At 72.5% G+C, this 23,786-nt stretch carries 24 protein-coding genes; 4 read left to right on the top strand and 20 right to left on the bottom strand.

Annotated elements, in window-relative coordinates:
• Positions 1 to 48 precede the first annotated feature (48 nt).
• Positions 49 to 1,851: a gamma-glutamyltransferase gene (ggt, locus tag ACWGH1_RS08095; protein ID WP_453408527.1), complete on the bottom strand. Its 1,803-nt coding sequence runs from the start codon at positions 1,849 to 1,851 to the stop codon at positions 49 to 51.
• Positions 1,852 to 1,963: 112 nt separating this feature from the next.
• Between ggt and ACWGH1_RS08090 the strand changes: the two genes are divergently transcribed.
• Positions 1,964 to 2,689 (top strand): hypothetical protein, encoded by a 726-nt coding sequence (locus ACWGH1_RS08090; protein WP_453352977.1) that lies wholly within the window; start codon positions 1,964 to 1,966, stop codon positions 2,687 to 2,689.
• Here the strand turns inward: ACWGH1_RS08090 and ACWGH1_RS08085 are convergent.
• The gene (locus ACWGH1_RS08085) at positions 2,649 to 3,956 is read right to left on the bottom strand and encodes a cytochrome P450 (RefSeq protein ID WP_453352978.1); all 1,308 of its coding nucleotides are present in this window, start codon (positions 3,954 to 3,956) and stop codon (positions 2,649 to 2,651) included. The genes ACWGH1_RS08090 and ACWGH1_RS08085 overlap by 41 nt on opposite strands.
• 236 nt (positions 3,957 to 4,192) lie before the next feature.
• Positions 4,193 to 5,896, bottom strand: coding sequence for a murein biosynthesis integral membrane protein MurJ (gene murJ, locus ACWGH1_RS08080; RefSeq protein ID WP_453352979.1), 1,704 nt, complete (start codon positions 5,894 to 5,896; stop codon positions 4,193 to 4,195).
• 192 nt (positions 5,897 to 6,088) lie between these two features.
• Here murJ and ACWGH1_RS08075 point away from each other — a divergent pair, with 192 nt between their 5' ends.
• Positions 6,089 to 7,693, top strand: a complete 1,605-nt coding sequence (locus ACWGH1_RS08075; protein ID WP_453352980.1) for a CocE/NonD family hydrolase — start codon at positions 6,089 to 6,091, stop codon at positions 7,691 to 7,693.
• A gap of 35 nt (positions 7,694 to 7,728) precedes the next feature.
• Here ACWGH1_RS08075 and ACWGH1_RS08070 read toward each other — a convergent pair whose 3' ends face one another.
• The 12 genes from ACWGH1_RS08070 to ACWGH1_RS08015 all read right to left on the bottom strand — a co-directional run bounded on the left by ACWGH1_RS08070 (position 7,729) and on the right by ACWGH1_RS08015 (position 17,735).
• On the bottom strand, positions 7,729 to 8,616 hold the full coding sequence (locus ACWGH1_RS08070) for an amino acid ABC transporter permease (protein WP_453352981.1): 888 nt from the start codon (positions 8,614 to 8,616) through the stop codon (positions 7,729 to 7,731).
• Positions 8,613 to 9,257, bottom strand: a complete 645-nt coding sequence (locus tag ACWGH1_RS08065; RefSeq protein WP_453352982.1) for an amino acid ABC transporter permease — start codon at positions 9,255 to 9,257, stop codon at positions 8,613 to 8,615. The genes ACWGH1_RS08070 and ACWGH1_RS08065 overlap by 4 nt, the downstream gene beginning before the upstream one ends.
• A gap of 17 nt (positions 9,258 to 9,274) precedes the next feature.
• Positions 9,275 to 10,195 (bottom strand): glutamate ABC transporter substrate-binding protein, encoded by a 921-nt coding sequence (locus ACWGH1_RS08060; protein ID WP_453352983.1) that lies wholly within the window; start codon positions 10,193 to 10,195, stop codon positions 9,275 to 9,277.
• 11 nt (positions 10,196 to 10,206) lie between these two features.
• Positions 10,207 to 10,950, bottom strand: coding sequence for an amino acid ABC transporter ATP-binding protein (locus tag ACWGH1_RS08055; protein WP_453352984.1), 744 nt, complete (start codon positions 10,948 to 10,950; stop codon positions 10,207 to 10,209).
• A 105-nt stretch (positions 10,951 to 11,055) separates the two neighbouring features.
• Positions 11,056 to 11,496, bottom strand: a complete 441-nt coding sequence (locus tag ACWGH1_RS08050; RefSeq protein WP_453352985.1) for a DUF6278 family protein — start codon at positions 11,494 to 11,496, stop codon at positions 11,056 to 11,058.
• Positions 11,497 to 11,567: 71 nt separating this feature from the next.
• Positions 11,568 to 12,347 (bottom strand): exodeoxyribonuclease III, encoded by a 780-nt coding sequence (locus ACWGH1_RS08045; protein WP_453352986.1) that lies wholly within the window; start codon positions 12,345 to 12,347, stop codon positions 11,568 to 11,570.
• Positions 12,348 to 12,377: 30 nt separating this feature from the next.
• Complete coding sequence (locus ACWGH1_RS08040) at positions 12,378 to 13,010, bottom strand: MBL fold metallo-hydrolase (RefSeq protein WP_453352987.1); 633 nt, start codon at positions 13,008 to 13,010, stop codon at positions 12,378 to 12,380.
• A 49-nt stretch (positions 13,011 to 13,059) separates the two neighbouring features.
• Positions 13,060 to 13,653 carry a hypothetical protein gene (locus ACWGH1_RS08035; protein WP_453408526.1) on the bottom strand — a complete coding sequence of 198 codons (594 nt, stop codon included), beginning with the start codon at positions 13,651 to 13,653 and terminating at the stop codon, positions 13,060 to 13,062.
• Complete coding sequence (locus tag ACWGH1_RS08030; protein ID WP_453408525.1) at positions 13,650 to 14,822, bottom strand: ROK family glucokinase; 1,173 nt, start codon at positions 14,820 to 14,822, stop codon at positions 13,650 to 13,652. The genes ACWGH1_RS08035 and ACWGH1_RS08030 overlap by 4 nt, the downstream gene beginning before the upstream one ends.
• On the bottom strand, positions 14,819 to 15,718 hold the full coding sequence (locus tag ACWGH1_RS08025) for an ATP-binding cassette domain-containing protein (RefSeq protein ID WP_453354416.1): 900 nt from the start codon (positions 15,716 to 15,718) through the stop codon (positions 14,819 to 14,821). Before ACWGH1_RS08025 ends, ACWGH1_RS08030 begins: the two co-directional genes overlap by 4 nt.
• Entirely contained in the window at positions 15,688 to 16,719 is a 1,032-nt protein-coding gene (locus tag ACWGH1_RS08020) for an ABC transporter permease (RefSeq protein WP_453354415.1), read from the bottom strand. The genes ACWGH1_RS08025 and ACWGH1_RS08020 overlap by 31 nt, the downstream gene beginning before the upstream one ends.
• Positions 16,716 to 17,735: a sugar ABC transporter substrate-binding protein gene (locus ACWGH1_RS08015; RefSeq protein WP_453408524.1), complete on the bottom strand. Its 1,020-nt coding sequence runs from the start codon at positions 17,733 to 17,735 to the stop codon at positions 16,716 to 16,718. Before ACWGH1_RS08015 ends, ACWGH1_RS08020 begins: the two co-directional genes overlap by 4 nt.
• 195 nt (positions 17,736 to 17,930) lie before the next feature.
• On the opposite strand from ACWGH1_RS08015, the gene ACWGH1_RS08010 reads away from it, so the two are divergent.
• Positions 17,931 to 18,935: a Gfo/Idh/MocA family protein gene (locus ACWGH1_RS08010; RefSeq protein WP_453354413.1), complete on the top strand. Its 1,005-nt coding sequence runs from the start codon at positions 17,931 to 17,933 to the stop codon at positions 18,933 to 18,935.
• Between the two features lie 67 nt (positions 18,936 to 19,002).
• Here ACWGH1_RS08010 and ACWGH1_RS08005 read toward each other — a convergent pair whose 3' ends face one another.
• The 4 genes from ACWGH1_RS08005 to ACWGH1_RS07990 form a co-directional block, all read right to left on the bottom strand.
• Entirely contained in the window at positions 19,003 to 20,193 is a 1,191-nt protein-coding gene (locus ACWGH1_RS08005; protein ID WP_453354412.1) for a cytochrome P450 family protein, read from the bottom strand.
• 55 nt (positions 20,194 to 20,248) lie between these two features.
• Positions 20,249 to 21,163: a DMT family transporter gene (locus ACWGH1_RS08000; RefSeq protein ID WP_453408523.1), complete on the bottom strand. Its 915-nt coding sequence runs from the start codon at positions 21,161 to 21,163 to the stop codon at positions 20,249 to 20,251.
• 121 nt (positions 21,164 to 21,284) lie between these two features.
• A complete protein-coding gene (locus ACWGH1_RS07995; protein WP_453354410.1) occupies positions 21,285 to 21,902 on the bottom strand; it encodes a dihydrofolate reductase family protein in 618 nt (205 codons plus the stop codon).
• A gap of 64 nt (positions 21,903 to 21,966) precedes the next feature.
• Positions 21,967 to 22,107, bottom strand: coding sequence for a hypothetical protein (locus ACWGH1_RS07990; protein WP_453354409.1), 141 nt, complete (start codon positions 22,105 to 22,107; stop codon positions 21,967 to 21,969).
• Between the two features lie 32 nt (positions 22,108 to 22,139).
• On the opposite strand from ACWGH1_RS07990, the gene ACWGH1_RS07985 reads away from it, so the two are divergent.
• Positions 22,140 to 22,571, top strand: coding sequence for a hypothetical protein (locus ACWGH1_RS07985; protein ID WP_453354408.1), 432 nt, complete (start codon positions 22,140 to 22,142; stop codon positions 22,569 to 22,571).
• Between the two features lie 99 nt (positions 22,572 to 22,670).
• Here the strand turns inward: ACWGH1_RS07985 and alc are convergent, their stop codons facing one another.
• The gene (gene alc / locus ACWGH1_RS07980; protein ID WP_453354932.1) at positions 22,671 to 23,786 is read right to left on the bottom strand and encodes an allantoicase; all 1,116 of its coding nucleotides are present in this window, start codon (positions 23,784 to 23,786) and stop codon (positions 22,671 to 22,673) included.

The raw sequence follows: 23,786 nt of genomic DNA, 5'->3' as shown, positions 1-23,786 counted from the left end.
TCAGCGCCTCCCTGGTGGCTGATCGAGCGTGAAGCGTGCCGGTCGCGACTACGGACGCCCGTGCGGGTGTACGACCATCGCCGATCCCCCGCCCCGGCGGCTGGTCTCGGCCGCCGCCAGCCAGCGGCCGTCCGGGAGCCGCTGGACCCCGGTGGCGGCGCCGATCTCCGGGTTCTGCCGGAAGACGTGGCCGAGCGCTTCCAGCCGGCCGCGGGCCGGGCTGTCCCACAGTCCCGGCTCCAGCTCCGTGGCGCTCTGGTTGCGCTGGCTGGCCCGCGGCGCGGCGATGGCGTCGACCAGCGGCAGGCCCCGGTCCAGGTGCCCGAGCAGGGTCTGGAGCACGGTGGTGATGATGGTGGCACCGCCCGGGGAGCCCACGGCGAGGACCGGGCGGCCGTGCTCCAGGACGATGGTCGGCGCCATCGACGAGCGCGGCCGCTTGCCCGGGCCGGGCAGGTTCGGGTCCGGTACGCCGGGGGCGGCCGGAGCGAAGGAGAAGTCGGTCAGCTCGTTGTTCAGCAGGAAGCCCCGGCCCGGGACGGTGATGGCGCTGCCGCCGGTGGATTCGATGGTCAGGGTGTAGGAGACCACGTTGCCCCAGCGGTCGGCGACCGTCAGGTGGGTGGTGTTCTCCCCCTCGTACGTGGTGGGCGCGGCCTGGCCGGCGGTGGCGCAGGGCTGCGGGTCGCGCGGGTCGCCGGGGGCCAGCGGGCTGGTCAGTGCCCGGTCCGGACGGATCAGGCAGGCGCGGCTGTCGGCGTAGCGCTGGGAGAGCAGCTCGCGGGTGGGGACCTGCTCGGCGGCCGGGTCGCCGACCCAGCGGCCCCGGTCGGCGAAGGAGATCCGGGACGCCTCGATGTAGCGGTGCAGGTACTGCGCCTCGCTGAGCCCGCCGAGGTCGGTGCCCTCCAGGATGTTCAGCGCCTCGCCGACGGTGGTGCCGCCGGAGGAGGAGGGGGCCATGCTGTAGACGTCCAGGCCCCGGTAGCGCACCTGCGTGGGGGCCTGGCGCTTGGTCGCGTAGGCCCGCAGGTCCCCGGTGGTCAGGTCGCCCGGGCGGACGTTGCGGGTGGCGGCCGGGCTCACGGGGGGCTTGCGGACGGCGCGGACGATGTCCTCGGCGAGCGGGCCCCGGTAGAGGGCTCCGGTGCCCTTGCGGCCGAGTTCGGCGTACGTGGCGGCCAGGTCCGGGTTCTTGAAGGTGGAGCCGACCACGGGCAGCGCCCCGCCCGGCAGGAACAGCTTGGCGGTGTCCGGGAAGTCCTTGAAGCGGTCCTGGTTGAGCTGGGTCTGCGCCCGGAAGGTGGCGTCGACGGTGAAGCCGTTCCGGGCCAGTTTCTCGGCGGGTTCCAGGAGCCGGCCCAGCGGCCGGGTGCCCCAGGAGTCGAGCGCGCTCTTCCAGGTCGCCGGGGTGCCGGGGACGCCGACGCCGCGGCCGCTGGTCTGGCCCTCGGCGAACGGGATGGGGACGCCGTTCTCCTGGAACAGGGTGGCGGTCGCGGTCGCCGGGGCGGTCTCGCGGCCGTCGATGGTCTGCACCCGGTGGGAGGCGGCGTCGTAGTAGACGAAGTAGCCGCCCCCGCCGACCCCGGCGGAGTACGGCTCGGTGACGCCGAGCGCGGCGGCGGTGGCGACCGCCGCGTCCACGGCGTTGCCGCCCGACCGGAGCACCTCGATGCCGGCCGCCGAGGCGTCGGCGTCGACGCTGGCGACGGCCCCGCCGTACCCGACGGCCACCGGGACCTTCGCGGGAGCGCCGGCCGCCGCGGAGGGCGGGGCGGCGGCGCCGGTGGACACCAGCGCCCCGGCGAGGGCGACGAGCGCGAACTGACGTGCGGCGGGACGACGCATCCGTACCTCCAGTCGACAGCCCGTCAGATCCCCTGTGCGGGCCCGGTCCGGCACTGTAGCTTCACCGCACCCCCCACGTCAGGACCGCCTGGGGCGGGTTAACATCCGCGCCATGAACGACGACGTGCGCAACATCGTGCTCGGGGTGGTGGCCACCGCCATCAGCGGCGGTTTCGGCTGGTTCTCCCGGACGTACCTGTGGCGCCGCAAACTGCGCCGCAAGCAGGCCTTCTTCGGCCTGCCCACCGGTTCGGACTGCATGTTCGTGGTCAACCGGCAGATGGGCGGCACGGAGGGGTCGGTGCACCGCAACGACGCCTTCGCGCTGCTGGAGATATCCGCGCTGATCAAGGACTGTGCGGCGAACCTGCAGATCGTCGCGCACGACTCGGCCCGCCAGGGCTTCGGCGAGCGGGCGGAGTTCTGCGTGGGAGGGCCCGTCTCCAACGCGCGCACGGCCGCGCACCTCGCCTCGATGCTGCCGGGCGTGCGGGTCGACGTGTCCACCGGGCCGGGGCCCGACCGGGGGGCCATCCGGGTCGGCGAGGAGACGTTCCGCTGGGACAAGGGCCGGGTGGACCACGTGCTGCTGGCCCGGCTGACGACCGGGCCGGGGACCCGGCCGGTGTTCCTGATCTCCGGGCAGACCGCGATCAGCAATCAGGCGGGGGCGCGGTACCTGGCCCGCCACCACGAGGCGCTGGCCCGCAAGTACGGCGGCGACTCCTTCTGCGTGGTGCTGAAAGTGATCAACTCGGACGCCTACGGACCGGACGTGGTCGAGCTGCTGGCCGACGTCACCCGTTTGGCCCGGACACCCGTAGCGGCAGCCGCGTGATCCCGTTGATGAAGTTGGAGACCAGCCGGCGCGGCCGGCCCGCCGGTTCGGGAGCCGGCATGAGCTCGCGCCACTCCTCGTAGAGGGTGCGCAGCTGGAGCCGGGCGAAGTGGGCGCCGAGGCAGACGTGCGGGCCGTCGCCGAAGGAGACGTGCGGATTGGGTGACCGGCCGAGGTCGAGACGGGCCGGTGCGGCGAAGACGCGCTCGTCGTGGTTGGCGGAGGCGTGGAAGACCACCACCTTGTCGCCGGCCCGGATCGGCTGCCCGGCGAGCACGGTGTCGACGGCCGCGGTCCGGCGGAAGCTGAGCACCGGCGGGTGGACGCGCAGGAGTTCCTCCACGGCCGGCCGCACCGGCACGTCCCCGCGGGCGAGGCGCCGGTAGGCGTCCGGGGAGCCGGCGAGGGCGAGCAGGCCGCCGGGCGCGGCGCTGCGTACGGTGTCGTTGCCCGCGACGGTGAGCAGGAAGAAGAACATCTCCAGCTCGCCCGGGGCCAGTCCGGCCTCGGCGAGGGCCGTCATCACGTCATCGCCGGGGTGCGCCCGCTTGGCCGCGGCCAGCTCACGGGCGTAGTCGAACATCTCGCCCAGCAGGGCCGGCGAGCGGGGGTTGAGGGGTTTGCCGTCGGGGCCGAGCGGAGGCGCGGGCGCGTCCTCGGGATCCTGGTAGCCGATGATCCGTACGGTCCACTCCAGCAGCAGCCCCCGGTCGGCAGCCGGGACGCCCAGCAGGTCGGACAGGTTGAGCAGCGCGTACTCGTCGGTGACGGCGGCGACGATGTCGGCGGCGCCGTCCACGGCCCCGTCGCGGGCGGCGCGCAGCAGCGTACGGGCGCGTTCGCGCACCCGGGCGGCGAAGGCGTCGACGCGGGCGGGGGTGAAGGCGCGCGCGACGAGCCGGCGCAGCCTCCCGTGCGCGGCCGGGGCCTCCCCCGGTCCGCGGGGCCCGGGCGAAGGGTCCTGGTTGAGCATGGCGCGCCGCAGGAACGGCAGGTCGGCCGGGTCCGGGTCGCGGATCTGGGTGGCGCCCAGCCAGGAGGAGTACGTGGCGTGGTCGCGCAGCACCCGTACGGTGTCGGCGTGCCGGGTGACGGCCCAGAACCCCGGGCCGGCGGGCCAGCCCAGGACTTCCGGTTCGGCCTGCGGGGCCACCGGGTGCCGCTCGCGCAGGAGCCGGTAGCGCTCGTGCGGGATGCCCGCGGCGTAGAGGCGGGGGTCGAAGACGTCGGGGACGTCGTCGGCGCCGGGCGCGGGGGCGTCGGTCATGGCAGCCACGGTGGTGCCCGCGTCCTCTCCCCGCAAGGGGGCGCGGGCTGGTGCTGTGGCCGGGAAGGTGTGCCGGGTTGCGGTGTTCGGTGCGGTGCATCGCAAGGCGGAGGGCCGCGGCTCGTACTGGACGTACTTCCGTGGTCCGACAACGCTGGGGGTACCTCCCAGCGGTAGCTGGGGGACGAGGTGCAGTGCCGGGCGCCGCGACCCGGTGGACCTTTCCGGTCACAGCACTAGCCGCCGGGCAGCTTGCGGCGCAGGGACGCGGTCAGGCCGGTGATCTCCGTCAGGCGCAGCGGCCTGGCCAGGAGGAGGACGCCGAGGACGAGGGCCGCGGTGCCGGCGCCGGTGGCGGCGAACCGGCCGGCTCCCTCACAGGCGCGGGCGGCGGCGTGCGCGGCGGCGGCCGCGGGCCCGCAGGCGGCCAGCAGCCGCAGGTGGGTGCCCACCGCCGTGGCGCGGCGCCCGGTACCGGCCGGCGCGCGGGGGCCGAGCCGCCGGGCGAGGGCGTACGCGGTGACCGCGGCGCCCGCGGTGAAGGCCACCGAGGAGGCGGCGGCCATGCCCGTCACGGCCCAGCGCAGCGGCAGGGTTTCGTAGGCCGCGTAGGAGAGCCCGGCGTTCAGGGTGACGATGACCAGGTTCAGCAGGAACGGGGTCCGGGTGTCGGAGAGCGCGTAGAAGCCGCGTGAGAGGACGTACTGGGCGCAGAAGGCGATCAGGCCGGGCGCGAACGCCACGAGTATTCCCGCCATCACGTCGGCGTCGGCGGCCTTGACCTCGCCGTACTGGAAGACGCAGGCCGTGAGCCAGGGCGCGAGCGCCGCGAACAGCGCGGCGGCGGGCACGATGAGCGCGGCACCGGTACGCAGGGCGTAGGAGACGTCGCGGCGGACGGCGCGGAGGTCGCCCGAGGCGGCGGCCGAACTCATCCGGGGCATCAGGGCGGTGATCAGGGAGACGGTGACGATGCCCTGCGGGACGATCCACAGCTGGTAGGCGTTGGTGTAGGCGACGTACCCGGCACCGCCGGCGACCCCCGCGTGCCCGGCGAGCTTTCCGGCGGTGGTGGAGAGCCGGGTCACGACCCAGTAGGCGAACTGGTTGGTGAGGACCAGCAGGACCAGCCATCCGGCGTTGCGCAGGGGGCGGGCGAGGCCGCTGCCGCGCCAGTCGAAGCGCGGCCGCCACCGGAAGCCCGCGGAGCGCAGGGACGGGACCAGGGCCAGGGCCTGGACGACGATGCCCGCGGTGGTGCCGATGCCGAACAGCCGGGTCTCGGCGGCGGTGAAGCCGTGGGCGCCGGTGTGCGAGAGGGTGAGGAAGAGCCCGAAAACGGCGGTGACCACGAGGTTGTTGAGGACCGGGGTCCACATCATCGCGCCGAACTTGCCGCGGGCGTTCAGCACCTGCCCGAGCAGGGTGAACATCCCGTAGAAGAAGATCTGCGGGAGGCAGAACCTGGCCAGGGCCACGGTGGTGTCCACCTCGGCCGGCGTGTACGCGGCTGGGGTGTACGCCGAGATGACCGCCGGGGCGGCCAGTACGGCTGCGGCGGTCAGTACCAGGAGCGCCGCGGCGCAGGCGGTGAGCAGCCGGTCGGTGTACGCCGTCCCGCCGTCCGGGTGCTCCCGGGCGGCCCGGACCAGCTCCGGCACGAAGACGGCATTGAGCGCGCCGCCGATCAGCAGCATGTAGATGATGTTGGGAACGGTGTTGGCGACGGCGTAGCTGTCGCCGCGGATCTGGGTGCCCAGGGCCGCGAGGACGACGGCGGAGCGGACGAAGCCGGTGGCGCGGGAGACGATCGAGCCGGCCGCCATGAGCGCTCCGCTGCGCCGCACCGAGGCCCGCCGCGGCGGTGCCGCGCCGGGTTCCCTCTCGGGAGGCGCGCTGCCGGGGCGTCCGGCGAGCCGCTCCGCTCCGGTGGCCGTCACCGGCCGCTCGTGTCGGTGTACCGGTCCATCAGGGTCCCCCGCTTCGTCGCTGATCGGGACCGAGGGTATCCCGGCCCGCTGTTGACACGAAGTCAATCGTTACCCGTACGTAACTTACTCACGGGTTACCTACGGTAAGCCGCTCCCGTTACCGTCGGCACACTTTGTCACCGGCGTACGCGAGGAGCACCGATGCCCCGCACCATCAGCACCGCAGCGGCCGTGGCGGCCCTGCTGGCCGCAGCCGCCCTGGGCCTGGCCCCCCATCAGGCCCAGGCGGCGGCCATGGACGCGGCCACCACCAACGCCTCCGACACCTCGTCCGCCTCTCCGTCGGAACTGCGCTTCTACGACATCCCGGGCTCGGGCGGGATCACCCTCAAGGGCAACGTGTTCACCCCGGCCGGCACCGAGAGCGGCCGGACCTACCCGCTGATCGTGCTCCCCACGAGCTGGGGCCTGCCGCAGATCGAATACATCGCCCAGGCCAAGCAGCTGGCCGACTCCGGTTATGTCGTGGTCAGTTACACCTCCCGCGGCTTCTGGCTCTCCGGAGGGCAGATCGAGGTCGCGGGGCCGCCCGACGTGGCCGACGTCTCCGCCGTCATCGACTGGGCACTGGCCCACACCCCCGCCGACGCCCAGCACATCGGCCTGGGCGGGGTCTCGTACGGGGCGGGCATCAGCCTGCTGGCCGCCGCCTCCGACCCGCGGATCAAGGCCGTGGTCGCGCTCAGCGGCTGGGCCGACATCGTCCAGTCCATCTACTCCGGCCGCACCCAGCACCTCCAGGCCGCGGGACTGCTCGGCGCCGCCGGTTACCTCACCGGCCGTCCCGGACCCGAACTCCAGGGCATCCTCGGCGACTTCCTCGGCTCCCGACTGGACCGCGAGCCGCAGATGATCGAATGGGGCAAGGCGCGCTCGGCTGCCTACCAGGTCGACCGGATCAACGCGAACGGCCCCGCCGTCATGATGGGCAACGCCTGGGGCGACACCATCTTCCCGCCCAACCAGTACGCGGACTTCTTCGAGAAGCTGACCGGTCCCAAGCGCCTGGAATTCCGCCCGGGCGACCACGCCACCGCCGAGGCCACCGGCCTGTTCGGGCTGCCCAACGACACCTGGACCAGCGCCCACCGCTGGTTCGACCGTTACCTCAAGGGGGAGCGCAACGGCGTCGACTCCGAGGCCCCGGTCCAGATCAAGTCCCGTACCGACAGCGGCTACGAGGGCTACGCGACGTGGAAGTCGGTCGGCGCGGGCGGCACCGAGAAGCTCGCCCTCCAAGGCAGTGAGCACGTCTGGGCGAACGTCGACTCCGGCGCCGACGGCGGGATCGTCTTCCTCTCCAGCGTCCTCGACCAGCTCGCCGAGGCGCCCCCGGCCGCTTCGATCCCGCTGCTCCCCCGCGCCTTCGCCGCCGTCTGGCAGTCGGAGCGCTACGAGGCCGACCGGCGGGTGCGCGGCACCGTGAGACTGCACACCACCGTCACCCCCACCGCGGGGGACGGCACCTTCGTCGCCTACTTGTACGACGTCGGCCCGCTCGGGATCGGCAAGCTGGTCACCAACGCCCCGTACACCTTCCACGGGAAGACGCCCGGCCAGTCGTTCGGCGTGGACCTGGACCTCTTCTCCACCGCCTACGACGTGCCCGCGGGCCACCGGCTCGCCGTGGTCATCGACACCGTGGACCCGCTGTACATCGAACACAACCCGGCCGGCGCGCAGCTGACCTTCTCCTCACCGCGCACCGATCCCTCGTACGTCTCGGTGCCGTTGCGCGAGCAGTGATCCGCGGCTGCTGCCGGCCGGGCCGGTTCCGGGGGTTACCGGAGCGGCGCGCCCGGCAGCAGCGTGCCCGGGTCGGCCGGGGCGACGGCGACCGCCTCGGTCTTCGGGCTGCGGCGCTGGCGTCTGGCCACCCAGGTCGCGAACCAGGACAGCAGCATGCACATCCCGATGTAGACCGGTGAGATGACCATCACCACGGGAATGAAGGGCAGGTCGTAGTCCAGGTTCGAGGCGATCAGCTTCCCCGCGTCGAGCAGCTCCTCGTAGGTGATGAGGAAGCCCAGGGAGGTGTCCTTGAGCGCCACCACCAGCTGGCTGATGATCGCGGGCAGCATGGCCCGGACCGCCTGCGGCGCGAGCACGTAGCTCATCACCTGCGTCTTGCGCAGCCCGAGGGCGTACGCGGCCTCCCGCTGGCCCTTCTCCACCGCGTTGACTCCCGTACGGAAGACCTCGGCCAGCACCGAGCCGTTGTACAGGGTCAGCCCGGCGACCAGCGCGGGCAGGGGCTGCACCTTGAGGGCGACGAAGATGAAGAAGATCATCACGAGGACGGGCATGGCCCGGAAGAACTCCACGAACACGGTGGCGGCCAGCCGCACCGGGCGGTGGACGGAGAGCCGCCCGGTGGCGAGCGCGGCCCCCAGCACGAGCGAGAGCACCGAGGCGTAGGCGAAGGCTTTGAGGGTGTTGCCGAGGCCGGTGAGCAGCAGGTCCTGGATGCCCTCGTACTCGAAGGGGGTCCACTTGGCCGCGGTGAACTGCTCGGCGTCGAAGAGCAGGTAGACGATCCAGCCCAGCAGCGCCAGGATCAGCACGGTCGCGAGGATCCCGTAGAGGAGGTGCCGGCGCCGGGCCTGCGGGCCGGGGATGTCGTAGAGGGCGGTGGGCTGCGCGTCCCCGTGCAGCGCGTGCGCGGTCATCGGGCGACTCCCCAGCGCTTCTCCAGCACGTTGAACAGCGCGCTGATGGACAGGGTGATGATCAGGTAGCCGACGGCGATCCAGACGAACGTCCAGATGATGTTGTAGCCCAGCTCGTTGAGGGTCTTGTAGGTGCCCAGCAGTTCGGTGACGCTGAACGCGCCGGCGATCGCGGAGTTCTTGGCGAGCGCGATCAGGGTGGAGCCGACCGGCGGGATGACGGAGCGGAAGGCCTGGGGCAGCACCACGGCGCCCAGCGTCTGCGCGAAGGACATGCCGAGGCTGCGGGCCGCCTCGCCCTGGCCCTTGGGCACGGTGTTGATCCCCGAGCGCAGCACCTCGCAGATGAAGGCGGAGGTGTAGCAGCCCAGCGCGAGCACGGCGAACACCTGGAAGGGCAGGACCAGCCCGAAGCGGGGCAGGCCCAGCAGGACGGCGAAGAACAGCAGGGTGAGCGGGGTGTTGCGCAGCACGGTCACCCACACCGTGCCGAAGACGCGCAGGGAGCCGATGGGGGCGACCCGGAAGGAGGCCATCACGAAGCCCAGCGCGAGGGCGAGGAGGGAGGCGTAGACGGTGAGTTGCAGGGTCCCGAGGAAGCCCTCGAGGTAGACCTGGAAGTTCTGGGTCAGTACGTACATGGCGGTGCGCTCTCCCCTCAGCCCGCCGGGTAGCGGTCGATGGCGGGCGGTTTGGGGGCCGGCACGCCGGAGAGGCCGAGCGTGGCTTCATAGGCCTTCTTCCAGTTCCCGTTCTGCTCGTTCTGCGCGAGGGCGTCGTCGAGGGCGAAGCGCAGCGCGTTGTCGGCGCGCGGGACGCCGATGCCGTAGGGCTCCTCGGAGAAGGGTGCGCCGACGACCTTGAGTTCTTCGGGGACCTTGGCGGCGTAGCCGAGGAGGATCGAGTCGTCCGTGGAGACGGCGTCGACCTGGTAGGTGAGCAGGTTGTCGACGCAGGCGGAGTAGGTGTCGTAGGCGACGAGCACCGCCTCGGGGTATTCGCGCTCGAGGCGCTGGTAGGGGGTGGAGCCGGCGGCGGAGCAGACCTTCTTGCCTGCGAGGTCGGCGGGGCCCTTGATGCCCTTCTCGTTCTTGCGGACGAGGAGCGACTGGCCGGCCAGGAAGTAGGGGCCGGCGAAGCCGACCTGCTTCTTGCGGTTGGCGTTGATCGTGTAGGTGCCGACGTAGAAGTCGATCTGGCCGTTCTGGAGGGCGGTCTCGCGGTTGGCGGAGGCGATGGTCTTGAAGTCGATGGTCTTGGGGTCGAAGCCGAGGGAGGCCGACATCATCTTGGCGATCTCGATGTCGAATCCGGAGTAGCGGCCGCTGGAGGGGTCCTGCTCCCCGAGGTACGGCTGGTCCTCCTTGGCGCCGACGACGAGGTGGCCGCGGCGCTCGGCCGCCTCCCAGGTCGGGGAGTCGGGCAGCTTGAAGCCGGTGGCGACGTGGTAGACGGGCAGGGACTCCGGCTGCGGCCCCTTGACCGGGGGGCTGCCGGGCTTGCCGCAGCCGGCGGCGGCGCCCAGCAGGGCGAGCAGGAGCAGGCAGCCGGACAGGCGGGCGGCGATGGGGCGTTTCACGGGCCGTCCCCTCAGTGCTTGAGGATCTTGGAGAGGAAGTCGCGGGCCCGGTCGCTCTCGGGTGCTGTGAAGAACGCCTCCGGGGTCCGGTCCTCGACGATCTTCCCGTCGGCCATGAACACGACGCGGTTGGCCGCGGAGCGGGCGAAGCCCATCTCGTGCGTCACCACCACCATCGTCATGCCCTCGGCGGCGAGCCGCCGCATGACCTCCAGCACCTCGTTGATCATCTCCGGGTCGAGGGCGGAGGTGGGCTCGTCGAAGAGCAGTGCCTTGGGGCTCATCGCGAGGGCGCGGGCGATGGCCACGCGCTGCTGCTGGCCGCCGGAGAGCTGGGCGGGGTGCTTGTCGGCCTGATCGGCGAGGCCCACCCGCTCCAGCAGTTCGCGGGAGCGTTCGTCGGCCTCCTCCCGCTTGCGCTTCCTGACCTTGGTCTGGGCGAGGGAGACGTTGGCGAGGACCGTCTTGTGGGCGAAGAGGTTGAAGGACTGGAACACCATGCCGACCTCGGCCCGCAGAGCGGCGAGTTCCTTGCCCTCGGCGGGCAGGGGGCGACCGTCGAGGACGATCGAGCCCGACTCGATGGTCTCCAGCCGGTTGATGACCCGGCAGAGCGTCGACTTCCCCGAACCGGAGGGCCCGATGACCACCACCACCTCCCCGCGACCGACGGTGAGGTTGATGTCCTGGAGGACGTGCAGTTGCCCGTAGTACTTGTTGACGTCCCGCAGCTCGATCAACGGATCGACGGCCATACGCTGCCCTGCCCACTTGTCGGTGTCGAGGTCAGCGCAAACTATCCAGCCGCGGAAGGGCACTTCGCCGCGACACGCCTAAAGCTGACATAAAGGCCTTCGAGATCAGCCCTCCGAGGCCTCGGCGTACGCCTGGGAGAGCTCCGGCGAACCCGTCACGGCCCAGGACACGCCCGACTCGACGACGTTCAGCTCCCGTCCCGAGGCGAGCCGGATCACGGGCTGGCCGTTCGGCCACACCTGCCAGCGGGCCCCCGGGATGGTCCGGACGATCAGGGTCCCGAGGTAGAAACCGGCGTCGTTCCCGAGCCACGGCACGGCCTCCGGGTCCCGCCGCCACCGGGGCATCAGCTGGTCCAGCGCCTCCAACGACGCCGGGCTCCCGTCGAGTTCGAGCCCGGCCGACCTCGCCTGGGCGCGCAGCATCTGGCACTCCGAGAACAGCTCGGCGACGCCCTCGGGATCCTCCGCGAGGGCGGCGGCGAGTCCCGCACCCTGTTCCGTTTCGTGCCGGTTCCACCAGTTGGCCAGGAAAGGGATGTTCATACGGACCAGCCTCGCACCGCCGTCCCCGCCTGGCCACAGGGCGCGCAGGACCGGAATCAGCGGCCCGCCGGTCAGAGCTCCAGGTCGACGACGACCGGGGCGTGGTCCGAGGCGCCCTTGCCCTTGCGCTCCTCGCGGTCGACGTAGGCGTCCTTGACGGCCTTGGTGAAGGGTTCGTTCGCGTACACCAGGTCGATGCGCATGCCGCGGTTCTTGGGGAAGGCGAGCTGGCGGTAGTCCCAGTACGTGTACGGGTGGTCGTACTTGAGCGGGCGGGGCAGCACATCGCGGAGCCCGACGCCCCGCAGCGCCTCCAGGGCGGCCCGCTCGGCGGGGGTGACGTGGGTCAGGCCCTCGAACACCGCCGGGTCGTACACGTCGTCGTCGGTCGGCGCCACGTTGTAGTCACCGAGCACCGCGAACGGGCGGGGCCCGGCCGCGTCTTCCGCGACGGCCGCGGCCAGGGCGCGGAACCAGTCCAGCTTGTAGCCGTAGTGGTCGTGGGCCACCTCGCGGCCGTTCGGCACGTACACCGACCACACCCGTACGCCGTCACAGGTCGCGGAGATGGCGCGGGGTTCCTCGACTCCCTCGTAGGAGGGGCCGGCGGGCAGGCCCACGACCACCTCGTCCAGGCCGACCCGGGAGATCACCGCGACGCCGTTCCACCGGCCGGTGGCGTTGACCACGGCCTTGTAGCCCAGCTCGCGCAGCTCGTCGTGCGGGAACTGCTCCGCGGAGCACTTGGTCTCCTGGACGCACAGGACGTCCGTGCCGGAGCTCTCCAGCCAGGCCAGCAGGCGCGGCAGCCGGGCGGTGATCGAGTTGACGTTGTACGTGGCGATACGCATGCCGACCAACCTACCGCCCGGCACCGACAGTCACAGGTCCGCGGCGTCCCCGGCGCCGAGCCGGCCGTGGTCGGTGCCGCCGAGGGCGCCCAGGACGCTGTCGTAGACGGGACGGGCCAGGTCGGCGAGGTAGGCGTCGTGGATGTCGATGGCCCGGCGGGGCTTCACCTCGCGGAGGTAGTCGATCACTTCCGCGATCTTGTTCCAGGGTGCGTGCACCGGGAGCATCAGGGTCTCGACGGGCACCTCGGGCACGGTCAGCGCGTCCCCCGGGTGGAAGAGCGAAGCGTCCACGAGGTAGCCGACATTGGTGATCCGGGGCAGGTCCGGGTGGATCTCGGCGTGCAGCTCGCCGTGCACCTGGACGTCGAAGCCGGCGGCCCGGAAGGCATCACCGTGGCCGACGGTGTGCACCCGGCCCGGGTAGGCGCCGGCCAGCTTCTGCGCCACGCTGCGCAGGGTCCACAGCGCGGCTCCCGGGTTCGCGTCGAGCGCGGCGCGCAGCCGGCCCTCCTCGAAGTGGTCGGGGTGCTCGTGGGTGACCAGCAGGACGTCCGCCCCCAGCCCCGCGTCGGGTTCGCTGAAGGCGCCCGGGTCGATGACGAGCACGCGCCCGTCCTTCTCCAGCTGAACGCACGAGTGCAGGCGCTTGGTGAGTTTCATGATCCCAGGCTATCGCCCGGCGGGCCGCCGCACCGGGCTGCGGAACGGTCTACGGAACCGCCGTGGAGACGACGTACACCCTGGGGTAGGAGGGGTTGGTGAAGTCCACGGTGATGTCCCGGGTGGGGCGGGGGTCCTTGGCGTCGAGGGTGATCCCGTACCAGTTGTGCTTGGGGCTCCAGCTCCAGCCGGCGACCTTCGCGTCGTGCGCGGAGATGGACACCCCCGGCGTCAGCGCGTCCTTGCCGGTGCCGACGTCGGCCAGGAAGGTGTCGAGCTCCTGCGGGGTCACCGCGAACTGGGTGTAGAGCCGGCTGGTGTGCCAGTTGTTGGTCTCCAGGAAGCCGACGAGGGTGGCCATCATCGGGATCGGGACCTCGTAGATGCTGCGCTGCACGGCGGACGGCCAGGCCTTGCGCACCTTGACGGCGCCGACCTTGGCGGCCTTGTCGCGGCCGCTCTCGCGGCTCTGCTGGGCCGAGACGGCGAGGTAGCCCGCCGGGACGCCGACGAGGAGCAGGATGATGATCGCGGTGATCCAGCGGCGCCGGACCACGTGCCGGCGGTCCTCGGCCGGGGACCCGGGCGCGCCGCCCTCGTCCGGGGCGGAGGCCTGCCGCGGCAGCAGGGGCGGCGGGTTCACGGCTGCCCGTCCTGCTTCTCGGGGCCCGTCCGACCGGCGGTGTCGCGCAGGCCGAGCCGCGCGTAGCGCTCGTACCGCTCGACGCGCCGGCGCGTGGCCCGGCGGAAGCGGCGGGCGACGAGCCGGGCGAGGTCGGCGGCGCCGACCATGCCGGCCTCGGGGCCGAGCTCGGCCTTGGCGATCCGGGCCTCGGGGCGGTAGCCGCGGCCGGTGAGGTGGCGCCGGAAGGCGTCGCGGGCGGGGCCGATCAGCAGGTCGTCGGCGGCGCTGACGCCGCCGCCGATGACGAAGCAGGACGGGTCGAGGGCGGCGGCGAGGTTGGCGATGCCCACGCCCAGCCACTGGCCGATGTCCTGGAGGAGCTCGACGCACATGGCGTCGCCCTCGCGGGCCAGCTCGGTGATGAGCGGCCCGGTGATCTCCTGGACGTTGCCGCCGACCTTGGCGATGATGTTGTACGCGACCGGGGAGTCGGCGGCGGCCAGCTCGCGCGCCTCGCGGACCAGGGCGTTGCCGGAGCTGTACTGCTCCCAGCAGCCGCGGTTGCCACAGGGGCAGCGGTGGCCGCCGGGCACGACCTGCATGTGGCCGAACTCGCCGGCCACCCCGTAGCGGCCGCGCTTGACCTGGCCGCCTTCGAGGATGGCGCCGCCGATGCCGGTACCGAGCGTGATCATGACCAGGTGGTCCTCGCCCCGGCCGGCGCCGAAGCGCCACTCGGCCCAGGCGGCGGTGTTGGCATCGTTGTCGACCATGACCGGCACCGCGAGGCGTGACTGGAGGGCGTCGCGCAGCGGCTCGTCGCGCCAGGCGAGGTGGGGGGCGAAGAGCACGCGGGAGCGGTCCGCGTCGACCCAGCCGGCCGCGCCGATGCCCACGGCGTGCACGTCGTGCCGGTCGGAGAGGTCCAGCACCAGTTCGACGATGGTGTCCTCGACGACCTTGGGGCTCTTGGACTTGTCCGGCGTCTCGGCGCGGATCTTCTCCAGGATGACGCCGTCGGCGTCGACGACGCCGGCCATCACCTTGGTGCCGCCGATGTCGATGCCGACGGTCGGGACGCGCGGGGCGGTCAGCAGCGACCGGCGCTCACGGGTCCCGACGGTCCGCAGGACGGTGCCCCGCGCCGACCCCCGGTGGGCGAGCGTGAAGTCCCGGTACGTGCTCATCGAGTCGTGTCGTCCCTTGTGCGGGTGGTGCCGGACGGGCGGTCAGGACCTGATTCTGCCACCCGCTCCAGCTCGTGGCTCAGCTCGTCCAGCTCGGAGCCGCCCGCCATCTGCCGGGTGAGCTGGTCCAGCGTGATCGAGTCGCGGGTGTGGCTGCCCGCCATGGCGCCCCGCTTCAGGAGCACGAAGCGGTCCCCGACGAGGTGGGCGTGGTGCGGGTTGTGGGTGATCAGGACCACGCCGAGGCCCGCGTCACGGGCCGCGGCGACGTACTTGAGCACGACTCCGGACTGCTTGACGCCGAGCGCCGCGGTGGGCTCGTCCAGGACGAGGACCTTCGCCCCGAAGTAGACGGCCCGGGCGATGGCCACGCACTGGCGCTCGCCGCCGGACAGGGTGCCGATCGGCTGGTCCACGTCCCGCAGGTCGATGCCCATGCGCAGCAGCTCCGCGCGGGTGGTCTCGCGCATCAGGGCCACGTCGAGGCGGCGCAGCGGCCCCCGGCCGCGGGTGGGCTCGGAGCCGAGAAAGAAGTTCCGCCAGACCGGCATGAGCGGGACGACGGCGAGGTCCTGGTAGACGGTGGCGATGCCGCGGTCCAGGGCGGCGCGCGGGTTGGCGAGTACGGTTTCCTCGCCCTCGATCTCGAAGCTGCCGCCGTCGTGCCGGTGCAGTCCTGCGATGATCTTGATGAGGGTGGACTTGCCGGCGCCGTTGTCGCCGAGCACACAGGTGATCTCGCCGGCCGAGACCTCCAGGGAGACGCCCTGGAGGGCGCGGATGTTGCCGTAGTACTTGCTGACGTCGGCCAGCCGCACCAGCGGGGTCGCCTCGTTCACCGTCACAGCGGTCGCGTCCTTCACGGTCACTTCGCCTCCGCCCGCTTGCGGACCCATGCGTTGAGCAGCGTCGCGAGCAGGAGCATCGCGCCGAGGAAGAACTTGAACCAGTCGGGGTTCCACTGGGCGTAGACGATGCCGTTGCTGGTCATGCCGAAGATGAAGGCGCCGACGGCCGAGCCGATCGCGGAGCCGTAGCCGCCGGTCATCAGACAGCCGCCGATGACCGCCGCGATGATGTACAGGAACTCGTTGCCCACGCCCTCGCCCGACTGGACGACGTCGAAGGAGAAGAGGATGTGCTGCCCGGAGATCCACGCGCACAGGGCGACCCCCATGTACAGGCCGATGCGGGTCTTGACGACCGGTACGCCGGTGGCACGGGCGGCGTCGGCCCCGCCGCCGACCGCGAAGATCCAGTTCCCGGCGCGGGTGCGCAGCAGGATCCAGGTGGCCACGGCGACCAGGGCCAGCCACCACAGGATGGTGACCTTCAAGGTGACCGAGCCGACGTTCCACTGCGAGGCGAACAGGGCCCGGGCGGAGCGGAAGCCCTCCATGTCGGCAATGCTCTTGGTGGAGACCGAGCCGCTGATCAGCTTGGTGAAGCCGAGGTTCAGGCCGGTCAGCATCAGGAAGGTGCCCAGCGTGATGATGAAGCTGGGCAGCTTCGTCCGGGTCAGCATGAACCCGTTGAAGAAGCCGATGGCCAGGGTGACCAGCAGGGACACCAGGACGCCGACCCAGACGTTGGCGGTCATCTGGTAGCTGAACATCGAGCTGATCAGCGCCGAGGTGGTGACCATGACGCCGGCCGAGAGGTCGAACTCGCCGCCGATCATCAGCAGCGCCACCGGGACCGCCATGATCCCGATGGTGGAGGCCGAGTACAGGACCGTGCTCAGGCTGGAGGCCCGCAGGAAGCTGTCCGCGGCGAAGGAGAAGAAGACGAACACGGCGGCGGCGCCGACGACCGCGCCCAGCTCGGGGCGGCCGAGGAGGCGGCGCACCAGGGAGGTGGGCGCGAGCCGTTCGTCGGCGAGGGCCGGTGCGCTCATCGGGTGCCCCGCTTGATGTACTGCTCCAGCTTGGCCGCCTCGGCGCCGGTGACGATCTGCGGGCCGGTGAGCACCGGGCGGCCGCCGCCGAGCACGTCGGCGTTGTAGCGGTTGAGCCACAGCAGGTCGACCGCCTCGTACCCCTGGAGGTAGGGCTGCTGGTCGACGGCGAAGCCGAGGGCGCCGGACTTCAGGTCGCGCGCCACGGACTCGTTGAGGTCGAAGGTGTCCACCTCGGCCTTGCTGCCCGCCGCGTCCTTGGCCTTGATCGCGGTGGGGGCGAAGGGGGCGCCGAGGGTGACGATCGAGTCGACGGACGGGTCCGCCTGGAGCTTGGCCTGGACGGCCGCCTGCACGGAGGGCATGTTGGTGCCCTCGACGTACAGGTTCTCCATGACCCCGCCGGACTCACCGAAGGTCTTCTTCGCACCGGCGCAGCGCTGCTCGTGGCCGACGTTGCCCTGCTCGTGCAGGATGCAGACGGCCTTCTTCTTGCCGCGCCTGGCCAGCTCGGCGCCGACGGCCTCGCCCGCGATCTGCTCGTCCTGGCCGATGTGGGTGAGCGCCCCGTACTCGGCGGACTGGGCGGATCCGGAGTTGACGGTCAGCACCGGGATGCCGGCCTTGACGGCCTTGGCGATGACGTCCTTGAGGGCCTCGGGCTTGGCGAGGCTGACGATGATGCCGTCCGCCTTCTGGTCGATGGCGTTCTGGACGAACTGGGCCTGCTGCTGCGCCTGGTCGTCGTGGGCGTAGACGAAGTTGATGTTGTCCTTCGCCGCGGCCTCCTTGGCGCCCTTCTGGACGATGTCCCAGAAGGTGTCGCCATCGCCCGCGTGGGTGATCATCGCGAAGGTCCAGCGCGGGGTGTTCACCGCGGGCCGTCCCGCCTGAGCGGACTTCGCCCGCTCCTCGGCGCGCTTGCCGCCCGTGCTGCTGCAGCCCGCGAGGGAGGCTCCCAGTACCGCCGCGAGCACCGCGCCCACGACGCGCACCCCTGTCCGAACCCTAGCCACGTCGCCGCGCCTTTCCCTTGTCGTGCGTCTCGTCGAGCGCATCGTCGTGCATCTCGTCGCCGTCACAGCCGATCGTTGTCAAAGCGGTCCATTCCGGCTCCAGCCGCCCAGTATCCGCCACAGTGGACCATGGGAGCCCATCGGGGCACTCCCGGGCAGATTGACAGGTCCCCTGTACGGGGTCACGTTGAGTGCATGCGCATCGGGATCATCGGAACGGGCCGGATCGGCTCGTTCCATGCGGCGGCCCTGGCCCGCCACCCGGACGCCGGCTCGCTGCTGCTGGCCGACGCCGATCCCGGGCGGGCCGCACGGCTGGCGGACCGGCTCGGGGCCACCGCCGCGCCGAGCGTGGACCAGGTCTTCACCTGGGGGGTGGACGCCCTGGTCGTGTCGTGTTCCACCCAGGGGCACGCCGAGCTGGTGGTACGGGCCGTGCGCGGCGGGCTGCCGGTGTTCTGCGAGAAGCCCGTCGCGCCCGGCCTGGACCGGACACTGGACGTGCTGCGCGAGGTCGGCGCGGCGCAGGGCGTGCTGCAGCTGGGCTTCATGCGCCGGTTCGACGCGGGCTACGCCGCCGCGCGGGCGCTCGTCCGTTCCGGCGCGCTGGGGCGGCTGCACAGCGTACGGACGACCACGGCCGATCCGGCGCCGCCGCCAGCCGACTACCTGCCGGCCTCCGGCGGCCTGTACCGGGATTGCCTGGTGCACGACTTCGACATGGTCCGCTGGGTGACCGGGCGCGAGGTGGCCGAGGTGTACGCGACCGGCTCGGACGCGGGCCTGCCGGCCTTCCGGGAGGCCGGCGACGTCCATACCGGCGCGGCCCTGCTCACCCTGGACGACGGGACCCTCGTCAGCAGCTCCGGCACCCGGTGCAACGGCGCCGGGTACGACGTGCGCATGGAGCTGGCCGGGGAGCTGGACCAGGTCTCCACCGGACTGGACGACCGCACGCCCATCGCCTCGACCGAGCCGCACGGGCCGCCCCCGGCGAGCAAGCCGTGGACCGGGTTCCTGGAGCGGTTCGGCCCGGCCTACGAGGCGGAGCTGGCGGCCTTCGTACGGCTGGTGCGCGGCGAGGGCCCCAACCCGTGCGACGGCCGGGAGGCGCTCGCCGCGTTCCGGATCGCGGAGGCGTGCGAGCGTTCGCGCCGGGAGCGCCGCCCGGTACGGCTGGAGGAGCTGCCGGACCTGTGACGGGCGGTCCGGGCCCGGGGTGCCCCGCGCCGGGCCGGGTGATCCGCCGGACATCTCGGCGCCGCCGCTACCAGCGCACCGGATACCGCCGGACGCCCCGGACCATCGCGCCGGGTATCCACTCCAGTGGTCCGTCCGGGTCCTCCGCGAGGCCGGGGAGGCGTTCCACGAGCGCCCGGATCGCGACCCGGCCCTCCAGCCGGGCCAGCGGCGCCCCGATGCAGTGGTGGATGCCGTGGCCGAATGCGATGTGCCCGCCCCCCTTCGCCGGGCGGCGGATGTCGAAGCTGTCGGGCTCGGCGAAGCGGGCGGGGTCGCGGTCGGCCCCGGCGAGGGAGACGAGTACGGGCGAGCCGGCCTCGATGAGGGCGCCGCCGATCTCCAGGTCCGAGCGGGCGAAGCGGAAGGTGGCGGTCTCCACCGAGCCGTCGTAGCGCAGGATCTCCTCCACCGCGCCGTCGATCAGGCCGTCCGGGTCGGCCCGCAGGGCCGCGAACTGCTCGGGATGGGCGAGCAGGGCCCGGATGCCGTTGGTGATCAGGTGCACGGCGGTCTCGTTGCCGCCGAGCATCATCAGCAGGGCCATCGCGACCAGCTCCTGCCGGGTGAGCCGGTCGCCGCCCTCCTCGCGGCTCATCGTCCAGGCGCTGAGCAGGTCGCTGCCGGGGGCGGCGCGCTTGGCGTCGGTCAGCTCGCTCACGTAGGCCGTCATGTCCCGCCAGGCCGCACCCTCGGACTCCACCCCGGTGGGCGCGACGATCTCCGCGGTCCAGGCTCGGAAGGCGTCCTGGTCGCTCTCCGGGACGCCGAGGATCTCGCAGATGACGATCATCGGCAGGGGCTGCGCGAAGGCTTCGATCAGGTCGGCGCGGCGATCGGTGCGGGCGGCCATGGTGTCGAGCAGTCCGTCCACGATCTGTTCGATCCGCGGCCGCAGGGCCTCGATCCGGCCGGGGGCGAAGGAAGGGGCGACCAGTTTGCGCAGCCGGGTGTGGTGGGGCGGGTCCGAGCGCATCATGTTGGCGCTGGCCTCGGTCGTCTCGCGGTCGCTGTAGAGGCCGCTGCCGAGCCAGTTCTTGGAGACCTCGGGGTGGGTGAGGGCCTGCCGGGCCTCCTCGTGGCCGACGATCAGCCAGACCTGCTGCCCGTCCGCCGCCTTGACGCGGTGGACCGGGCCGCTCTCCCGCAGTCGCCTGTAGTGCGGATACGGGTTTTCGTCGAAGTCTTCGGCGATCGTACTGAGGTCCAGAATCGGCATGGGGTCACCCTAGACCGGCAGTTGACCATGGGTGGGGCGGCTTTCGGCCATTCGGTCAGCTTCCGGCTCGCCGGCCCCAGGCGGTGCCGGCGAGGACCAGCGCGGCTCCGGCGACACCGGCCGGGCCAGGGCGGTCGCCGCCCAGGGCGATCCCGGCGGCGGCCGCCCACAGGGGCTCGGTACCCAGCAGCAGGCTGACCCGGGAGGGGGAGGTGGCGCGTACGGCCCACATCTGCACGAAGAAGGCGAACAGGGTGCACAGCACGGACAGGAAGGCGAGTCCGGCCCATTCGGCGGCCCCGAACCCCGCGGCGGCGGCCCACGGGCCGGCGCCGCTGCCGGGCAGCGCGGCCAGGACGGCGAAGACCGCGACGGCGCTCGTCAGCTGAACGGTGGTCAGGGACAGCGAGTCGGCGTCCTGGACGGCCTTGATCCGGGCCATCAGCAGCACGTGCGCGGTCCGTGCGAGGGCGGCGCCGAGGATGAGCAGATCCCCGGCGCCCGGGGCGGTGAACCCGGCACCCTGGGTCAGCAGCACCACCCCGGCCACGGAGAGGGCCGCGGCGCCGAGGAAGCCGCGGGAGGGGCGCCTGCGGCGCACGGCGGCCTCGGCGAGCGGGGTGAAGATCATGGTCAGGCTGATGATCAGCCCGGCGTTGGTCGCGGAGGTGTGGACGACCCCGTAGGTCTCCAGCAGGAAGATCCCGCCGAGTACGAGTCCCAGCGCGCCCGCGCCGCGCAGTTGGGCCCCGGTCAGCGCCCGGAGCCGCCGCCACCCGGCGAGGGCGAGCACCGGCACCACGAGCGCGAACCGCAGCACGAGCACGGCGATCACGGTGTTCGGGGAGGTGATCCCCTTGGCGGCGAGGTAGCTGCCGCCCCAGACGACGGCCACCAGCAGCACCGGCAGATCGGTGGGCCAGGCCCGGCGGGGCGCGGTGACGGGAGCGGGGACGGCGAGTGCGGACACGGGGTCTCCAGCGGCGGGAAACGGGCGGAGACTTCGGCGGCTCCCGCGGAACCCGGCCCACCGTACCGGAGCGGATCACGCGGGTCGACGTGGTGTCCGCCCGGCCGCGGTGCGGGCCGGGTCAGTCCGCGAAGGAACCGAAGGCGGCGCGGCCGGTCGGCCGGTAGGTGTGGATGGCGATGCCGTTCCCGGTGGTGCGGTGGCCGGTCAGCGCGCAGGAGGTCGGCAGGCTCCCGGTCGGGAACAGCCGGCGGCCCGCGCCGAGGAACACCGGGAACACCAGCAGGTTCAGTTCGTCCACCAGGTCCCGCGCGAGCAGCCACTGCGCCAGCCGTCCGCTGCCGTGCACTTGGAACTCCCCGTCCAGCTTGTCCTTGACCCGTACGACCTCGGCCTGGAGGTGTTCGCCGTCGATGACGGTGGTGTGCTCCCAGCGCGGTTCGCGCAGCGTGGTGGAGGCGACGTACTTCGGCAGGTGGTTGAGCCGGCTCGCGACCGGGTCCGCCGGGTCGTCGTGGCGCGGCCAGTGGCTCGCGAAGATCTCGTAGGTGCGGCGGCCGAGGAGGAACGCTCCGGCCCGGCCGAACAGCTCCGTCACGAACTCGCCCATCCCTTCGTCGGCGAAGGGCACGAGCCAGCCGCCGTAGCGGAAGCCGTCGCTGGGGTCCTCCTCGGGCGCCCCGGGGGCCTGCATCACGCCGTCGAGGGTGAGGAAGGTGGTGAGGGTCAGCTTTCCCATGGCTCCGCGCTCCTTGTTCCGTCCGGTGGGTCTGCACCGTTCAGACTCCCGGGCCGCCCGTGACTCATCGCTGCGGCGCGCGGGAGAGTGCCGCGCGGAGCACGCGCAGGAACTCCCCCGCCGCGGGCCCGGCGGGGCCGTCCGTGCGCCAGGCGAGGGCGACCCGGGCCCGCAGCGCCGGCCCGGTGATCTCGCGCGTGCGCACCCCGAGGGCCGCCGCGGTCTCCTTCCCCGGCGTTGGGACCAGGGCACCGGATGACCGACCGGTGCGCGCGCGAGGACGCGGCCGCGCATTCCACGAGCGGGCTCGCCGCGATGCTGCGGGAGAACGCGGAGCACCCCTGGACGCCGCCGGTGGGCGGGTACGTGTCGGCCTTGGGCCACGACGTGGTGCACGGTCTGGACATCACGGTCGCGCTGGGCCTCGGCCGCCGGGTGCCCGAGGACCGGCTGCGCATCCTGCTGGCGGCCGTCGACGCCCGCACCCTCAGGTTCTTCGGCGCCGACCTGCGCGGCACCGAGTTGCGGGCCACGGACCTCGACTGGTCCTTCGGCACCGGGGCGCCGCTGTCCGGCGCCGCGCAGGACCTGCTGCTGCTCGCGTACGGCCGGCGGCTCCCGGCGGGGCGCCTCCACGGCGATCCGCGGGGGCGTTTCGCCGCCCGGTAGCCGGGCGGTGTCCTCGGGACGGGAAGCCTCCGGGCAGGGGCGAGCCCCGGGGGTGTCGGCCCCCGGGGCGGTCCGCGGTGTGTCGGGAGCGGGTCGGCGTCAGCCGCCGAGCTCCTGGTGGCGGCCGGCGTGCGCGGCCGCGCCGGCCTCCGTCAGCGAGCCGAACAGGCGCAGGCGGGAGAAGCCGCCGTCCGGGAAGATGTCGATCCGCACGTGCGTGCCGACCGCCGGGGTGTCCAGCACGAAGCGGTGGTTGGTGTCGGGCTGGAGGCGGGTGCGCGGCAGGAACTCCGTCCACTCGCCCTCCTCGCCGGACTTGACGGACAGCGAGGCCCAGCCGGCCGCGTTGCCCTTGAGGTAGGCGGTGTCGATCTCGACGGCGCGGATCTCGGAGTCGGCGACCAGCTGGTAGCGGATCCAGTCGTTGCCGTTGTCGCGGCGGCGGGCGGTCTCCCAGCCGTCGTCCATCTTGCGGGAGCGGCCCGGGTTGATGGTGTTGGTCGGCGGGGAGTAGAAGCGGTTGGACGCGTCCTGGACCGAGCCGCCGTTCTCCAGGGCGACGACGTCGAACGTGCCGAGCGCGGCGAGCCACTTCGGGTCGGGGCGGACCTCGCCGTAGACGCGCAGGCGGGCCACGCCGCCGTCCGGGTGCTGGTTCAGGCGCAGGTGCGTGAAGCGCTGCTCGACGTTGATCTCGAAGCCGTTGGCGGCGTGACCGCCGACGGGGGTGCGCTCCACGAGGGTCGTCCACTTGACGTCGTCGGAGAGCAGCTCCGCCGCGGTCGGGGAGCCCTCGACGGCGGTGGCCTGTACGGAGACGGCCTGCGGCATGTTGCCGCGGAAGTGGGCGGTGTCGACGACGATGCCGCGGATGACGCCGGGGGCGCCGAGGCGGATCAGGGCGTAGTCGTGGTCCTCGGCGGTCGGCCAGGGGTGCTCGGCCGAGACGCCGCGGCGGCGGCGGGTCTCCCAGCCGTCCATGACCTTGCCCTTGTGCCCGAAGTGCTCCGGGTCGAAGTGCGCGGGCTCCTCGATGAGCAGGTTCTCGCGCTCGGCGAAGAACTCGTCGTTGGCGGCGATGACACCGGCGCCGAGCGCACGCGCGGCGAGGTTCGCGTACTGGGTGAACGGGAAGTCCGCGGTGCGGTAGTCCGCGTACGGGTCGCCGCCTCCGTACGGGTTCGCGTTGCCGGTGAAGGATGCAGTCGCCGTCAC

Source organism: Streptomyces sp. NPDC054883, assembly GCF_053610645.1.
This window is presented reverse-complemented; position numbering and strand designations above follow the sequence as displayed.

Bases quoted from the DNA above. Each gene is read 5' to 3' on its own strand.
- ggt (WP_453408527.1), bottom strand. From the start codon at position 1,851: ATGCGTCGTCCCGCCGCACGTCAGTTCGCGCTCGTCGCCCTCGCCGGG.
- ACWGH1_RS08090 (WP_453352977.1), top strand. From the start codon at position 1,964: ATGAACGACGACGTGCGCAACATCGTGCTCGGGGTGGTGGCCACCGCC.
- ACWGH1_RS08085 (WP_453352978.1), bottom strand. From the start codon at position 3,956: ATGACCGACGCCCCCGCGCCCGGCGCCGACGACGTCCCCGACGTCTTC.
- ACWGH1_RS08075 (WP_453352980.1), top strand. From the start codon at position 6,089: ATGCCCCGCACCATCAGCACCGCAGCGGCCGTGGCGGCCCTGCTGGCC.
- ACWGH1_RS08070 (WP_453352981.1), bottom strand. From the start codon at position 8,616: ATGACCGCGCACGCGCTGCACGGGGACGCGCAGCCCACCGCCCTCTAC.
- ACWGH1_RS08065 (WP_453352982.1), bottom strand. From the start codon at position 9,257: ATGTACGTACTGACCCAGAACTTCCAGGTCTACCTCGAGGGCTTCCTC.
- ACWGH1_RS08055 (WP_453352984.1), bottom strand. From the start codon at position 10,950: ATGGCCGTCGATCCGTTGATCGAGCTGCGGGACGTCAACAAGTACTAC.
- ACWGH1_RS08050 (WP_453352985.1), bottom strand. From the start codon at position 11,496: ATGAACATCCCTTTCCTGGCCAACTGGTGGAACCGGCACGAAACGGAA.
- ACWGH1_RS08045 (WP_453352986.1), bottom strand. From the start codon at position 12,347: ATGCGTATCGCCACGTACAACGTCAACTCGATCACCGCCCGGCTGCCG.
- ACWGH1_RS08040 (WP_453352987.1), bottom strand. From the start codon at position 13,010: ATGAAACTCACCAAGCGCCTGCACTCGTGCGTTCAGCTGGAGAAGGAC.
- ACWGH1_RS08030 (WP_453408525.1), bottom strand. From the start codon at position 14,822: ATGAGCACGTACCGGGACTTCACGCTCGCCCACCGGGGGTCGGCGCGG.
- ACWGH1_RS08025 (WP_453354416.1), bottom strand. From the start codon at position 15,718: ATGGGTCCGCAAGCGGGCGGAGGCGAAGTGACCGTGAAGGACGCGACC.
- ACWGH1_RS08020 (WP_453354415.1), bottom strand. From the start codon at position 16,719: ATGAGCGCACCGGCCCTCGCCGACGAACGGCTCGCGCCCACCTCCCTG.
- ACWGH1_RS08010 (WP_453354413.1), top strand. From the start codon at position 17,931: ATGCGCATCGGGATCATCGGAACGGGCCGGATCGGCTCGTTCCATGCG.
- ACWGH1_RS08005 (WP_453354412.1), bottom strand. From the start codon at position 20,193: ATGCCGATTCTGGACCTCAGTACGATCGCCGAAGACTTCGACGAAAAC.
- ACWGH1_RS07995 (WP_453354410.1), bottom strand. From the start codon at position 21,902: ATGGGAAAGCTGACCCTCACCACCTTCCTCACCCTCGACGGCGTGATG.